The 12,626-nt window shown below is 70.9% G+C and carries 18 protein-coding genes; 8 read left to right on the top strand and 10 right to left on the bottom strand.

Features of this window, described 5'->3' with window-relative positions; genetic code table 11:
- Positions 1–119 precede the first annotated feature (119 nt).
- Positions 120–965 (top strand): helix-turn-helix transcriptional regulator, encoded by an 846-nt coding sequence (locus ACWXWW_RS14825; RefSeq protein WP_421076190.1) that lies wholly within the window; start codon positions 120–122, stop codon positions 963–965.
- A gap of 27 nt (positions 966–992) precedes the next feature.
- Here ACWXWW_RS14825 and ACWXWW_RS14820 read toward each other — a convergent pair whose 3' ends face one another.
- Both ACWXWW_RS14820 and ACWXWW_RS14815 read right to left on the bottom strand, forming a co-directional pair.
- Positions 993–2,150 carry a PQQ-dependent sugar dehydrogenase gene (locus ACWXWW_RS14820; RefSeq protein ID WP_455970604.1) on the bottom strand — a complete coding sequence of 386 codons (1,158 nt, stop codon included), beginning with the start codon at positions 2,148–2,150 and terminating at the stop codon, positions 993–995.
- A 24-nt stretch (positions 2,151–2,174) separates the two neighbouring features.
- A complete protein-coding gene (locus ACWXWW_RS14815) occupies positions 2,175–2,912 on the bottom strand; it encodes an SDR family oxidoreductase (protein WP_455970603.1) in 738 nt (245 codons plus the stop codon).
- Between the two features lie 85 nt (positions 2,913–2,997).
- Between ACWXWW_RS14815 and ACWXWW_RS14810 the strand changes: the two genes are divergently transcribed.
- The 3 genes from ACWXWW_RS14810 to ACWXWW_RS14800 all read left to right on the top strand — a co-directional run bounded on the left by ACWXWW_RS14810 (position 2,998) and on the right by ACWXWW_RS14800 (position 4,415).
- The gene (locus tag ACWXWW_RS14810; RefSeq protein ID WP_421076193.1) at positions 2,998–3,630 is read left to right on the top strand and encodes a TetR/AcrR family transcriptional regulator; all 633 of its coding nucleotides are present in this window, start codon (positions 2,998–3,000) and stop codon (positions 3,628–3,630) included.
- Between the two features lie 78 nt (positions 3,631–3,708).
- On the top strand, positions 3,709–4,206 hold the full coding sequence (locus ACWXWW_RS14805) for a pyridoxamine 5'-phosphate oxidase family protein (protein WP_282980450.1): 498 nt from the start codon (positions 3,709–3,711) through the stop codon (positions 4,204–4,206).
- Between the two features lie 17 nt (positions 4,207–4,223).
- Positions 4,224–4,415, top strand: coding sequence for a hypothetical protein (locus ACWXWW_RS14800; RefSeq protein WP_455970601.1), 192 nt, complete (start codon positions 4,224–4,226; stop codon positions 4,413–4,415).
- Positions 4,416–4,418: 3 nt separating this feature from the next.
- Here the strand turns inward: ACWXWW_RS14800 and ACWXWW_RS14795 are convergent, their stop codons facing one another.
- Both ACWXWW_RS14795 and ACWXWW_RS14790 read right to left on the bottom strand, forming a co-directional pair.
- On the bottom strand, positions 4,419–4,895 hold the full coding sequence (locus ACWXWW_RS14795) for a hypothetical protein (RefSeq protein ID WP_455970600.1): 477 nt from the start codon (positions 4,893–4,895) through the stop codon (positions 4,419–4,421).
- A 36-nt stretch (positions 4,896–4,931) separates the two neighbouring features.
- Positions 4,932–5,132 (bottom strand): hypothetical protein, encoded by a 201-nt coding sequence (locus tag ACWXWW_RS14790; protein WP_271174678.1) that lies wholly within the window; start codon positions 5,130–5,132, stop codon positions 4,932–4,934.
- Positions 5,133–5,293: 161 nt separating this feature from the next.
- Between ACWXWW_RS14790 and ACWXWW_RS14785 the strand changes: the two genes are divergently transcribed.
- Complete coding sequence (locus tag ACWXWW_RS14785) at positions 5,294–5,437, top strand: hypothetical protein (RefSeq protein ID WP_271174679.1); 144 nt, start codon at positions 5,294–5,296, stop codon at positions 5,435–5,437.
- On the opposite strand, the gene ACWXWW_RS14780 is transcribed toward ACWXWW_RS14785, so the two are convergent.
- Positions 5,401–5,616, bottom strand: a complete 216-nt coding sequence (locus tag ACWXWW_RS14780) for a hypothetical protein (protein ID WP_271174680.1) — start codon at positions 5,614–5,616, stop codon at positions 5,401–5,403. The genes ACWXWW_RS14785 and ACWXWW_RS14780 overlap by 37 nt on opposite strands.
- A gap of 25 nt (positions 5,617–5,641) precedes the next feature.
- Between ACWXWW_RS14780 and ACWXWW_RS14775 the strand changes: the two genes are divergently transcribed.
- Positions 5,642–6,175: a CGNR zinc finger domain-containing protein gene (locus tag ACWXWW_RS14775; RefSeq protein WP_455970598.1), complete on the top strand. Its 534-nt coding sequence runs from the start codon at positions 5,642–5,644 to the stop codon at positions 6,173–6,175.
- A 9-nt stretch (positions 6,176–6,184) separates the two neighbouring features.
- Here ACWXWW_RS14775 and ACWXWW_RS14770 read toward each other — a convergent pair whose 3' ends face one another.
- The 4 genes from ACWXWW_RS14770 to ACWXWW_RS14755 all read right to left on the bottom strand — a co-directional run bounded on the left by ACWXWW_RS14770 (position 6,185) and on the right by ACWXWW_RS14755 (position 9,284).
- Complete coding sequence (locus ACWXWW_RS14770; protein ID WP_455970596.1) at positions 6,185–6,748, bottom strand: hypothetical protein; 564 nt, start codon at positions 6,746–6,748, stop codon at positions 6,185–6,187.
- Positions 6,745–7,932 (bottom strand): serine/threonine-protein kinase, encoded by a 1,188-nt coding sequence (locus ACWXWW_RS14765; RefSeq protein WP_455970594.1) that lies wholly within the window; start codon positions 7,930–7,932, stop codon positions 6,745–6,747. Before ACWXWW_RS14765 ends, ACWXWW_RS14770 begins: the two co-directional genes overlap by 4 nt.
- 6 nt (positions 7,933–7,938) lie before the next feature.
- Positions 7,939–8,202 carry a DUF6458 family protein gene (locus ACWXWW_RS14760; RefSeq protein WP_271174684.1) on the bottom strand — a complete coding sequence of 88 codons (264 nt, stop codon included), beginning with the start codon at positions 8,200–8,202 and terminating at the stop codon, positions 7,939–7,941.
- Positions 8,203–8,363: 161 nt separating this feature from the next.
- On the bottom strand, positions 8,364–9,284 hold the full coding sequence (locus tag ACWXWW_RS14755; protein ID WP_455970592.1) for an aldo/keto reductase: 921 nt from the start codon (positions 9,282–9,284) through the stop codon (positions 8,364–8,366).
- A 77-nt stretch (positions 9,285–9,361) separates the two neighbouring features.
- Here ACWXWW_RS14755 and corA point away from each other — a divergent pair, with 77 nt between their 5' ends.
- Positions 9,362–10,360: a magnesium/cobalt transporter CorA gene (corA, locus tag ACWXWW_RS14750; RefSeq protein ID WP_455970590.1), complete on the top strand. Its 999-nt coding sequence runs from the start codon at positions 9,362–9,364 to the stop codon at positions 10,358–10,360.
- Here the strand turns inward: corA and ACWXWW_RS14745 are convergent.
- Positions 10,338–11,837 (bottom strand): hypothetical protein, encoded by a 1,500-nt coding sequence (locus ACWXWW_RS14745; RefSeq protein ID WP_455970588.1) that lies wholly within the window; start codon positions 11,835–11,837, stop codon positions 10,338–10,340. The two genes, corA and ACWXWW_RS14745, sit on opposite strands and share 23 nt — an antisense overlap.
- Before the next feature lie 80 nt (positions 11,838–11,917).
- Between ACWXWW_RS14745 and ACWXWW_RS14740 the strand changes: the two genes are divergently transcribed.
- The gene (locus tag ACWXWW_RS14740; protein ID WP_455970587.1) at positions 11,918–12,481 is read left to right on the top strand and encodes a TetR/AcrR family transcriptional regulator; all 564 of its coding nucleotides are present in this window, start codon (positions 11,918–11,920) and stop codon (positions 12,479–12,481) included.
- Positions 12,482–12,626 lie beyond the last annotated feature (145 nt).

Raw genomic sequence — 12,626 nt, 5'->3', positions numbered from 1 at the left:
CATCTGATTTCGGTGCGGTGCCTCCACCGTCGCGGGCGCTCCGGGATGCAGGAAGGCCCGCTTCATCCAGGGACGACCCGTCCCTGGATGGCTCAGAGCGCGCGAACGATACTGGGGTCATGATCGACCGCGCCGGGCTCGCCGCCTTCCTCCGCCGTCGTCGGGATCAGCTGCGCCCCGCCGACGTCGGTCTGGCCGACGGCGTGCGGCGTCGGGCGCCCGGCCTTCGGCGCGAGGAGGTCGCCCAGCTCGCGGGCATCTCGAGCGACTACTACGCGCGGATCGAGCAGGCGCGCGGGCCCCATCCGTCGGAGCCCATCATCGCGTCGCTCGCGCGGGCGCTGCGTCTCGACGTGGACGAGCGCGACTACCTTCTCCGCCTCGCCGGCTTCGCGCCTTCTCAGCGAGGAGGACATCACATCAGCCCGGGGCTGCTCCGCCTCGCCGATCGCCTCGCCGATGTCCCCGTGCTGATCGCGACCGATCTCGAGGTCGTGCTGTGGCAGAACCGCCTCGCGGCGGCGCTCGTGGGGCCGAGGAATCAGTCGCCGGGAGTCGAGGCGAGCGTGACCTGGCAGTGGTTCATGCGGCCGGAGACGCGGGCGATCTTCCCGCGGGAGGACTGGGAGCGGCACTCCGCGGCTCACGTGGCCGACCTGCGCGCGACCTCTGCCCGCCGCGGCGGCGATGCCGATGTGCGGCGGCTCATCCGGAGCCTCCAGGAGAGCGAGGAGTTCCGCCGGCTGTGGGAGCGGCATGACGTCGCCGTGCGCCGCTTCGACCGGAAGACCTTCCTCGTTCCGAGCATCGGCGAGATCGCGCTGACCTGCGAGGCCGTGCTGAGCGCCGAGACGGACATCCGCCTGCGCGTGTTCTTCCCGGCCGAGGGGAGCGACGCGGGCGAGAAGCTCGAGCTGCTCGCCGTGATCGGCACTCAGAGGTTCGACGCCACCGCGCTGGGCTGAGCCGCAGCGCGGTGGCGTCGAACGGGCTCAGCGAGCGCTCACCTCGACCCTCAGGATGCGGTCGTCGCCGGGTCGCGGCTCAGTACCGCCCCACGTCGCGCCGTCCGTGTTGGACGTGATCAGCCACAGCGAGCCGTCGGGTGCGGCCTCGACCGTGCGGATGCGGCCGTACTCCTCGACGAGATGGGCGATCGGCTCGGCCGCGGCCGTGCCGCCCTCGACGGGCAGCTGCCAGAGCCGCTGCCCGCCGAGCGCCCCGATCCAGAGCGATCCGCCCGCGTAGGCGACGCCGGATGGACTCGCCTCGTCGGGGTGGATCGTCGTCATCGGCGGCTCTCCTGTGTCCCCCGCGATGCCCTCCGTCTCCGGCCAGCCGTAGTCCGCGCCGGCGCGCAGGACGTTGACCTCGTCCCACGTGCGGTGGCCGAGCTCCGTGGCATAGGCCGTGCCATCGGGGCCGAAGACGATTCCCTGGACGTTGCGATGGCCCGAGGAGTAGATGGGGGAGTCCCGCGGATTGTCCTCCGGGATGCTCCCGTCCACCGCGATGCGCAGCATCTTGCCGTTGAGCGAGTCGGCCGTTGCCGCGTTCTCGGGCTCGAACGCGTCGCCGGTGCCGATCCAGAGGTGCCCGTCGGGGCCGATCGCGATCCGACCGCCGTGATGCCGGTCGGCGGTCTCGATGCCGTCGAGGAGCACGCGCTCGACGCTCAGGGAGCGCCAGTCGTCGGCCACCCTCACCGCGACGACCTGATTCTCATCGGCCCCGGACCGGTAGGCGAAGACGGTGCGGTCCTGTTCGAACGTCGGCGACGCGACGATGCCGAGGAGGCCCCCCTCCGACGAGACCTCGACGTCGGGGACGACGCCGACGGGCTGCGCCGGTCCGCCCCCTGCCGGAATGCGGAGGATCCGCGCGGTGAGTCGCTCGGTGACGAGGGCGGACCCGTCGGGCAGGAACGTCAGTCCCCATGGAGAGCGCAGTCCGGTGGTGAGCTCGACGGGATCGGACAGGGTGGCGATGGCGGCCCTGTCGGGTGCCGCAGCGGGCCGACTCGGCCGAGCCGAGCCATCCGCGTCGTCGGCGTCTGCCGTGCCCGTGCACGCAGTCAGCATGCCGAGCACGAGAGCCAGGGCGGCGGCGGGAAGCGCCCTCGTCGCGCGGACCCGGCGTCGGGTGTTCATGCGTCTTCTCTCCTCGACGGCGGCTCAGGCGGCGCCGCCGTTGACGAAGATGTTCTGCCCGTTGACCCACCGGGCGGGGCCGGCGAGGAAGGCCACCGCCTCGGCGATGTCCTCCGGCGTGCCGAGCCGCTGGAACGGGTTGCCGCCGGCGATCTGGTCGATGAGCTCCTGGCTCTTGCCCTCGAAGAACAGGGGCGTCGCCGTCGGGCCCGGTGCGATCGCGTTCACGGTGATGTCCCGACCCCGCAGCTCGCGGGCGAGGATCAGCGTGATGGCCTCGACCGCCCCCTTCGACGCCGCGTAGGCAGCGTAGGCCGGGTACTGGAGCCGCGTGATCGATGTCGAGAAGTTGATGATCGCGCCGCCGCGGCGGATGCGCTGAGCGGCGAGCTGGTCGACGACGAAGGTGCCGCGCACGTTGACCCGCTGGACGCGGTCGAAGACCTCGAGGTCGAGCTGCTCGAGCGGCGACAGCGGCATGATCCCGGCGGTGTGCACGAGGACGTCCACGCCACCGAACTCCTTCTCCGCGAGGTCGAAGAGCGCCTTCGCCTCGGCTTCCTCGGCGATGTCCGCCGAGGCGGCGATGGCGCGCCCGCCGTCGGCCTCGATCGCCGCGACGACCTCGTCGGCACCCTCCCGGTTGCTGCCGTAGTGCACGACGACGTCCATGCCCTCGGAGGCGAGGCGCCGAGCGGCGAGACCGCCGATGCCGCCTGAGCCGCCCGTGACGATGGCCACACGGTCGCTGATGCTGTTCATGAAGACTCCGTTCCTTATATGGACAGTATGTACATTACCGTGTCGCGGAGGAAATGGACAGAGGGTCCAGATGTATTCTCGGACGATGCGAGATGAGGCGAACACGCCGCAGAGGCCGGCGACGCCGCGGCGCGGGCGAGGTCGTCGCCCCGCCGCCGAGGTACGTGCGGAGGTGCTCGCCGCGACCGGTCGCGTCCTTCTCGGCGAGGGACTGTCGGCCGTGACGTTCGGCCGAATCGCGGACGAATCCGGCGCGAGCAGGATGACGCTGTACAAGTGGTGGCCGTCGCCGGGCGCGCTCGCGGCGGAGGCGTACTTCGCGCAGAGCGCCCCGGTGCTCGACTTCCCGGATACGGGCGACGTGCGCGAGGACCTCGTCGCCCAGCTGACGGCGTTCGTGCGGTGGCTGACGGGTGGCGCGGCCGCCCCGGTCTCGGAGCTCATCGGGGCGGCGCAGCGGGATCCGGACGTCGCAACGGCGTGGGCCGAGAGCTACGCTCGCCCGCGGAGAGAGCTCGCGCGCAAGCGGCTGCAGAGAGCTCAGCAGCGGGGCCAGCTCCGGCCCGACGTCGACCTCGACGTCATCGTGGACCAGCTCTGGGGTGCGTGCTATCACCGGCTCCTCGTGCTCAAGGTGCCGCTGGACGAGGAGATCGTTCCTCGCCTCGTCGACCAGGCGCTCTTCGGCGCGGCCAGGCCCGATGCCACAGCCCGGTGACCCTGTCAACCGAGTGCGCCCGGCGACCCGCGCGCGTAGCGTCGCACGTGATCCCACCTCGAGACGACGGAGGAGCACATGCAGGAGACGCCGCACGCGACCGACGAGGACCTCGCCCGCATCGCCGGGATTGTGAAATCCGCCAAGATCGGGCTGCTCACGACCACCAGTCCCGAGGGGCAGCTCCACAGCCGCCCGCTCGCCGCGCAGGACGTCGAGTTCGACGGCGACCTCTGGTTCTTCACCCAGGACCCGAGCGAGAAGGTGCGCGACATCGCCGTGCACCCCGCCGTGAACGTCGCGTTCGAATCGGGCAAGGGCTACCTCTCGGTCGCCGGCACCGCGGAGGTCGTGCACGACCGGGCGAAGGTGGACGAGTACTGGACCCCCGCGGTCGAAGCCTGGTTCCCCGAAGGGCGGGAGGATCCGACCGTCGCGCTCATCCGCGTGCGCGCAGAGTCCGCCGAGTACTGGGCGACGGATGAGCCCGGCATCGTGTCGGCGTTCAAGATCGCGAAGGCCGTCGTGACGCGCACGCAGCCCGACGTCGGCGAGAACCGCGCCGTCGAACTCTGAATCGAGAGGAGCACATCATGGCGGATGCCCAGAGCCAGCCCGAGGAGAGCGTCGACGAGGAGGCGGCCGACACCATCCTGGACGAGCCCAGCACGGAGAAGGACCCGGGTGAGGAGCCCAAGGCACCTCAGCCGCAGGAGGGGGAGCCGAGCCACCACGCGGTCGGCATCGGCGTCATCGACGCGGAGATCCCGGGCGAGGAGGAGTAGTCCTCACCACGCGGCTCGGCGCCCCACGGCGGCGAGCCGCGTGAGCGCGTCGGCGGGATGTCTCAGCAGGGCGCGAGACTCGGCGGAAGAGGTCAGCACCTCGACGATGCGCTGCGCCGAGCGCACGTGCGACCGCCGGTAGCCCGCGATGTAGTGCGGGTCGACCTCCCACGTCACCTCGTCGCCCGAGGCGACCGTGAGCACGACCGGATACCGCTCGACCTCGCCCAGCGGGCTGACGTCGCCGAGCACGGCGAGCAGCAGCGAGCCGACCGTCTCCTGCATTCCTGGCCACGGCCAGATCGTGGTGGGCGGGCTGAAGCGCAGGGCGCGGATGTCCGACCATGGCAGCACGGCCCTCGGCGCGTCTCCGACGCACTCTGCGACTCCGTCGGCGCGGAGCCGGACGTGGCGCGCGGCGACGTCGCCGATCGCGAGGCCGTCGGGGGTCGCGGTGAGGGGGCCGTGTCGAGACGCCATGCGTCGATCCTCACACGGCCCCCGCCGCCGCCGATGTCAGGGGAGGTCCTCGACCTCCACCCGGTCGTCATCGTCCTCCGCATCGTCGCGCCCGGGGCCGCGAATGGCATCGGGCGGCACCTCGCCGTCGCTCGAGCCGAGCCCGGGCGCGCCCTCGTCGGGGAGACGGCCGGGGTCGCTCACAGCGTTCTCCCGCGCGAGGTCGGAATCGGACGTCTTCTTCTCTTCTGCGCTCATGTCGCGATCCTCGCGCGGACGGGCGGATGGCGCGAGGGCGTTGACAAGCTCGGGATGCGCTGCGAAGCCGTCGCGCTATCGCCAGACGGCCCGCGGCGCAAGGGGATGACGTCGCCCGGTCGCCTCCCGCAGGGTGGAGACGACCCGACGAGGAGGACACCATGGGCAGGGAAGACGAGATCAAGCGCCAGGAGGACGAGGGCGAGTACACCGACGTCGAGGAGCCGGACGGCGAGCGACGGCCCGACCGGGTCATCGAGGAGCCCGGTCAGTACACCGACGTCGACCGCGACGAAGAGGTCTGAGCGGTCGGCATGACGGCGCCCGGGGCGAGCAGATCGACACGTCGGGCGCCGCACCGCGTGCAGCGGACGTAGAGGACGACGCCCTCGGACGTCGGATGGCGTGACTCCGTGCGCCATCCGTGCTCGCACGTGCGCGCGGTCGCGAGGTCGACGAGGTGCTGGCTGCGCGGGGAGGTCATGCGACCAGCGTGATGTAATGCTCTTATGCATCTCAACCCTTACGGCGAGTACGCGGTGCTCCTCGCGGCGTCGCTCGCGAACGCATGGCCGCACGATCGTGCGGGCATCGAGAGCCGCACGCGCGACTTCGGGATGACGATGCCGTTTCCCGAGGGCCCCGATGACCACGCCGCGACGCGCGCGGTGATCGACCACTGGCTCGCGGTGGTCGACGCGGATTCGCCGGATGAGCGCGCACGTCTGCTGAACGGGCTCATGAAGGAGGCGACCGCGTACCCGCGTCTGACCGACCATGACGGCGAGGGATGGCACCTCCACTACCGCGACGACGACCAGTCGCTCGCGCACGTGCTGCTCGCCGTCATCTCCGTCGGGACCGCTCTGCACCTGACGACCCGCGGGATGACCCGGCTCGGGCGGTGCGCCGCGGGCCGCGCGCCCGGCGATCCGTGCCGCAACGTCGTCGTCGACATCACCCGGAACGGCCGGCAGCGCTACTGCTCCGTCCGCTGTGCGAACCGCGACGCCGTGCGCCGCCATCGCGCCCGGCTCCGGTGAGCGTCGAGGCTACTTCTTGCCGTTGCCCTGGCCGCCGTTCCCGCCGCCCTGATTCCCGCCGCCCTGATTCCCGTTGCCCTGGCCGCCGTTCCCGCCGCCCTGATTCCCGCCGCCCTGATTCCCGTTGCCCTGGCCGCCGTTGCCCTGGCTGCCGTTCCCGCCGCCTTGATTCCCGTTGCCCTCACTCCCGTTGCCCTCGCCCTCATCGCCGTCGCCACCGTCGCCGGCGCCGTCCTCGGCAGGCGGGGCTGACGGGAGGACAGCCGGCTCCTCGCTCGGAGTCGGCGTCGGAGACGGTTCGGCGAGCCGCTCGAGGTCGGCGCGGACGGCGTCGATCGCCTCCCGGATGGCGACGGCGCGCGCCGCGTCGATCCGCCCGTCCACGAGGGCCTCGTCGACGTCGGCCTCGAGCCTGTCGAGAGAGGCGAGCGCCCCCGCAGCGTCGCCGTCCGCGGCCTGCTCGGCGACGGTCGCCACGGCGTCCTGGAACGCGGCGGTCGGGGTGTCGGAAGGCGCGCAGCCGGTCAGGACGACGGCCGAGACGATCAGGGTGGGGAGCAGGAGGCGCCTCATGGTGTGACCGCCTCCATGAGGTCGTCGAGATGGCCGCGCAGGGGCTCGTCGAGCGCGGGCAGGGCGGGCGGCGCGGGTTCCTCCTGCGGGAACATCGTCGGCGCGCCGAGCGCCAGCGCGAGCGCGATCAGGGCGACCGCCGTCATCACCGCGACCATCGCGAGGATGCGCCGAGGGCGCCGGCGAGGAGCGGCCGCCGCGGCCGGCGGCTGGAGCGTGCCCAGCGGGATCGCGGCGGTCGGCGCAGGGCGGGATGGCAGGGGCGCGGTCGCCTGCGCGACGGGGAACGGCCGCGTCTCCTGCTCGTGGACGGCGGCCGACCGCGGCGTGAGCGGCTCGCTCGGGTCGGCCGCGATCTCCCGCGCGGCCGCGGCGACCTCGCGCGCCGTGGGGCGCCGCGCCGGGTCGCGGTCGGTCATCGCGGTGAGCAGGACGCGCCATCGCGGATCGAGCTCGTCGGGCATCTCCGGCTCGCCCGCGATGCGCGAGGCAAACAGCTCCTGCGCCGTGCCCGAGGGGAAGGGATGGCGGCCGATGAGGAGCTCGAGCAGCATGAGCCCGAGCGAGTAGATGTCGGATGCGGGGGCCGGCTGCATGCCGCGGACCTGCTCAGGGGAGAGGTACGCGGCCGTCCCGATCGTCGTTCCCGGCGTCGTGATGCGGCTCGAGTCGAGCAGGTAGGCGATCCCGAAGTCGGCCAGCGTCGCCGCGCTCGTGACGCCCGGCAGCTTCGGCGCCCGCATGAGCACGTTCGACGGCTTCACGTCGCGGTGGACGATGCCGGCGTCATGGACGACGGCGAGCGCGTCGGCGAGCGCGACCGCGGTCTCGGCGACCTCCCGCCCCGAGAGCGGGGCTGCGGCCATCCGATCGCGCAGGGTCGGGCCCTCGACGTACTCCATGACGAGGTACGGATGGTCGTCCTCGTCGACATGCGCGTCGAACAGCGTGACGAGGGACGGATGGTTCAGGGCTGCGAGCAGGCGGGTCTCCGCGAGCCGACGCTGTCGCGACTGCGGATCATCCGGCATCGGGCGGAAGAGCTTGACGGCGACGTCGCGGCCGAGCAGCTCATCGCGCGCGCGGTAGACGGTGGCCATGCCGCCGGCGCCCACGCGCGCGATGAGCCGATAGCGGCCGTCGAGCACCTCTCCCGTGACGGGCTCGTCGAGGAGGTCGGACATGCGCGCTCAGGCGAGCGGCTCTCCGTTGTCCGTCGTCCGCCGCGTCGTGATCTGCTCGCCGCTGGCCGGGTCGACCGCCGTGCGCTGAGTGGAGACGGCGCTGCGGCGACGGAGCATGAGGACGAGGCTGATGAGGAAGACGACGGCACCGGCCGCCATGAGGATGTACCCGATGAGGGTGAGGTCGACCGCTCCGCCAAGGTCCACGTTGATGGCGAAAGCGATGATCGCGCCGATCGCGATGAGGGCGATTCCGGATCCGATTCCCATGGTCGTGCTCCTTCCAGGCGCTGGGCCCTGCGGCCGCTGACGGACGGGCTCGGGTGGCTCGTCACCGCGTCAGCGGGTTCCTCCAGGTGTACCGTCCGCGTCGTCCTGGCGTCTCGCGGTTGACATCGCGGCGACGGGACGGTAGCCGCGCACGCCCGGCATCAGTCCTCGACGGTCGACGGCGGCGTGCCGAGCTTCTCGAGCTCGGGCCAGAACTCGTCCGGCACGTGCGTCGCGCAGAGCTCCTCGAGGTCGGCGATGCGCTCGGGCCGGCCGACTCCCACGACCGTCGAGTGGACGCCGGGATGCCGCAGGGAGAAGTGGAGCGCGGCGGCCGGGACCGAGAGCTTCCATTCCGCGCAGAGCTCGCGGACCCGGGCGAGCCACGCGAGCAGATCGGCGGGCGCCTCGCGATACGCGTAGCTCGTCGACGTTCCGGCGAGAAGCCCGCCGCCGAACGGCGCGGCGTTGAAGACGCCCATGCCGCGCTCGTTGGCCTCCGCGATGAGCTCCTCGGCGCTGCGGTCGACGATCGTCATGCGGTTGTGGGTGAGGACGGCGTCGAAGATGCCCGTCCCGACATACGCCTTCTCGAGGCTGATCTCGCCGACGGCGATGCCGATCGCCCCGGCCAGGCCCTGCTCGCGCAGCTCGATCATCCCCTGGACTGCTCCGCCGGGCCCGAGCGCCTCCTCCACCGTGACGGCCCACGGATCGTGGAGGTGCACGAGCGGGAACCGCTCGAGCCCGAGCTTCTCGACGCTCTCCTCGAACGAGCGCCACACGCGGTCGCGGTCGAATCGTCCGTCCTTCCCGACGTCGACCTTCGTGACGATGCTGTGGCCATCCGCGAGCCCGCCTCGGGCATCCAGCGCCCGCCCGAGCACACGCTCGCTCTCGCCGCCCGCGTAGTTGTTCGATGTGTCGACGACCGCGAACCGGGAGGACAGCATCGCCTCGGCGACCTCGAGCGGGTCGGAGGCCGAGCGCTGCGGATCGCCCAGCGACGAGGCGCCGAGCGTCACGGGGCTCACGACGAGAGGAGTCGCGCCGAGCGGGCGGGGGTCGAGCACGGATGACATGGGGCCTCCATCGGTCGCAGGTGTCCTCACCAGCATGGCGCACGGGTCCGCGGATGTCTGCCGCCCACAATGGACTCGTGCCCATCATCGACAACGCCGTCTACGTCGACGGGCGGCGCATCGCCGACCCGGCGAGCCTCGACCAGACCTTCGAGTACATGCGCGACCAGAAGGGGATGGGCTGGATCGGCCTGCTGCGCCCGACCGACGACGAGCTGATGACCGTTGCGGCCGAGTTCGAGCTACACGCGCTCGCCGTGGAGGATGCGCGCAAGGGGCACCAGCGCGCGAAGCTCGAGCGCTACGGCGACACGCTCTTCCTCGTGCTGCGGCCCGCCTGGTACATCGACGAGACCGAGACGGTCGAGTTCGGCGAGCTGCACGTGTTCGTCGGGCCGGACTTCGTGCTCACGGTCCGTCACGGGGAGGCTCCCGACCTCTCGCGCGTCCGGCAGCGGATGGAGGCCGACCCGGCTCTCCTCGCGCGCGGGACCGAGGCCGTGCTCTACGCCATCCTCGACGAGGTGGTCGATCAGTACACCCCGGTCATGCGCGGCGTCGAGAACGACATCGACGAGATCGAGGACGCGCTCTTCACCGACACCGCGACATCCCTCTCCCGCCGGATCTACGAGCTGTCCGGCGAGGTGATCGCGTTCCAGCGCGGCACGCAGCCGCTCGACGGCATGCTCGCCGGCCTGCTGCGCGGAGGCGAGAAGTACCGTGTCGACCTCGAGCTGCAGCGCCTGCTGCGCGACGTGCACGATCATGTGCTGCGTCTCAACGACCGCATCGCGTCTTTCCGGGCCATCCTCGACAACGCGCTCACGGTGCACGCGACGATCGTCACGCAGCGGCAGACCGAGACGTCGCTGCAGCAGAACGAGCAGGTCAAGAAGATCTCGGGGTGGGCGGCGATCCTCTTCGGCCCGACGCTAATCGGCGGCATCTACGGCATGAACTTCGATCACATGCCCGAACTCCACTGGGCGTGGGGATACCCGCTCGCCCTCGCGCTCATGGCGGCGACGAGCGTCACCCTGTGGGCGCTGTTCAAGTGGCGGAAGTGGATGTGAGGACGACCGTGGCGTGCGGCTCGAGGCGCAGCGTGTCGCCGCAGCGGAAGCTCGCGATGCCGCGCGTGCCCACGTGGACATGCTCGCCGGATGCTCCGGACATGCCGGTGCCCGAAAGATCGAGCTCGATGGGCTCATCCCACTTGCTGACCAGGAGCAGCGACCTCCTGCCGTCGGGGCGCGTGAGGCCCTGCGCATGCAGGCGGGCGTCGGGGAATCCGGGGTAGCCCGTCGACGTCGGAACGGCGCGATCTCCCGGAGCGAAGTGGCGCAGGAGGAGCTGCGTCACGGCATACCGGGCATTCGGCTCGCCGGTCTCCCAGTCGAGGAGCGACGTGCCGGGGATCATGCCGGGGTAGTCCATGAACTCCGCGATGCCGAGCAGGTCGACCCCCATGGGCAGCAGCCGCGCCCAGAGGTAGGCGTGGATCGACCCGCTGAGGGCCCAGTAGAACGCCGGGATCTGCGGAGCGGGGTTCATGATGTCAGCCGGGTACGTCCCGATCTCATTGAGGAACATCCGCGCGCCAGGCGCCAGCCGCCGCGCGATGGACTGGATGTACGCCACGCTCTCCACGAAGGCATCGGCCTGCGCGAAGAAGGTGCTGCGCCACGTGCTCGGGTCGGCGTTGCCTTCCGGCCCGAACGGGTTGACGATCTCCGGCGACGCATAGAAGTGGCAGGAGAAGGCGTCGATGGGGATGCCGTCCTGGTGATTCGCGGCGTCGAGGAAGTGCCAGAAGTACTCGGGGTCGTGGTGCACGTGACTGAGGGACAGGCCGATGAACTTCATCTCGGGGTCCAGGGGCTGCAGCCGCTCGACCACGGCGTCGTACAGCCGGGTGTAGACCTCGGGCGGCATGCGCCGGTTGAGGTCGGGCTCGCAGAGCACCTCCCAGTACGCGAAGCGGTATCTGTGGCCCGACTCGTGCCAGCGGCCGAGCTCGTCGGTGAAGCCTCCCGCGATGTACCAGCTGGCGAGTCGGAAGAAGTAGTCTGCGACCTCGGCGAGCGTCTCGTCGCGGAAGTCCGATCCCTGCTCGTACTGCCAGTGGATCTCGTCGGGGTCGCGCGAGACCACGACGTCCTCGGCGCCCTCGAACATCCAGTGCGGGATGGTCGCGAAGTTCGCGACGACCGGTCGCCCCTCGGCCGCGGCCATGAAGTCCTCGACGAACGGATCGAGGTGCGAGAAGTCCCATGAGGTGGTCGTCTCGGTGGGCGGCTCCAGGGCGGGCACGGAGAGCACCGGATGCGAGAACCAGGGGAGGAAGCGCGCGCAGTCGGCCTTCAGATCGCGGAGAGCCGCGAACGCGCGATCGTGGATCGGCGACTCGCGGCGGAGGGGCGGTGCGGCCCAGAGGTGCGTGGTGAGAACCGTCTGGTTGACGTGGAACGCGCCATCCCACGACACCGTGACGGGTACGGCGATGCTGCCGGCGTCGGGCGACACGGGCGGGGTCTGCTCTGCGGACATGAGGCTCCTCGAGAGTTTGATACGTGCGTCTTATACGTATGTATAGCACGCCCGTACAGGGTGCGCCGTATGCTCGAGGAATGGGGCAACGTGAAGCGCTTCTCGCGGGAGCGAAGCAGTGCCTGGCCGAGCGCGGGTACGCGCACACCACGGCGCGCGACATCGTGGGCGTCACTGGGGCCAATCTCGCTGCGATCGGATATCACTTCGGCTCGAAGGACGCTCTGCTCAACGCCGCCGTCATCGAGACCTTCGAGGAGTGGGGCGATGCCGTCGCCAGCAGTGTGACCGCCGACCTCGACGGCGGCCCGGGGCGACGCCTCGAGCACTTCCTCGCCGGTCTGCTCGCGGCGGCGCCGGATAAGCGCAGCGTCCTCGTCGCCAGTGTTCAGGCCTACGCCCAGGCGGAGTTCGCCGAGGAGGTCCGCAGGCAGCTTCTCCGCATCTATGCGGAGAGCCGCCGCGACCTCGCCGCGCTCGTGCTGGAGGTCGACCGGAACGAGGTCTCGGCGGATGACGCCCGCACCGTGGGTTCGCTTGCACTCGCCCTCATCAACGGCGTGATGCTGCAGTGGATGCTGGACCCCTCAGCCACTCCGTCGGCAGAGGAGCTGTCGCGCGCGATCCGGGCGGTCGCGGCGTAGGTCCGGTCGACGGTCGCGTCGGTTGCATGGCCATCGTCTTTATCTCCGAATGTGGAGTTATCCACAGTTTGGGATTGTTCGGTGGAATGTCCGATGGGGTGGGTAGTGTGGGGGTATGTCGAGGACGATGCCGCGGGAGGATGCG

It is taken from the genome of Microbacterium sp. KNMS, from assembly GCF_053851835.1.
This window is presented reverse-complemented; position numbering and strand designations above follow the sequence as displayed.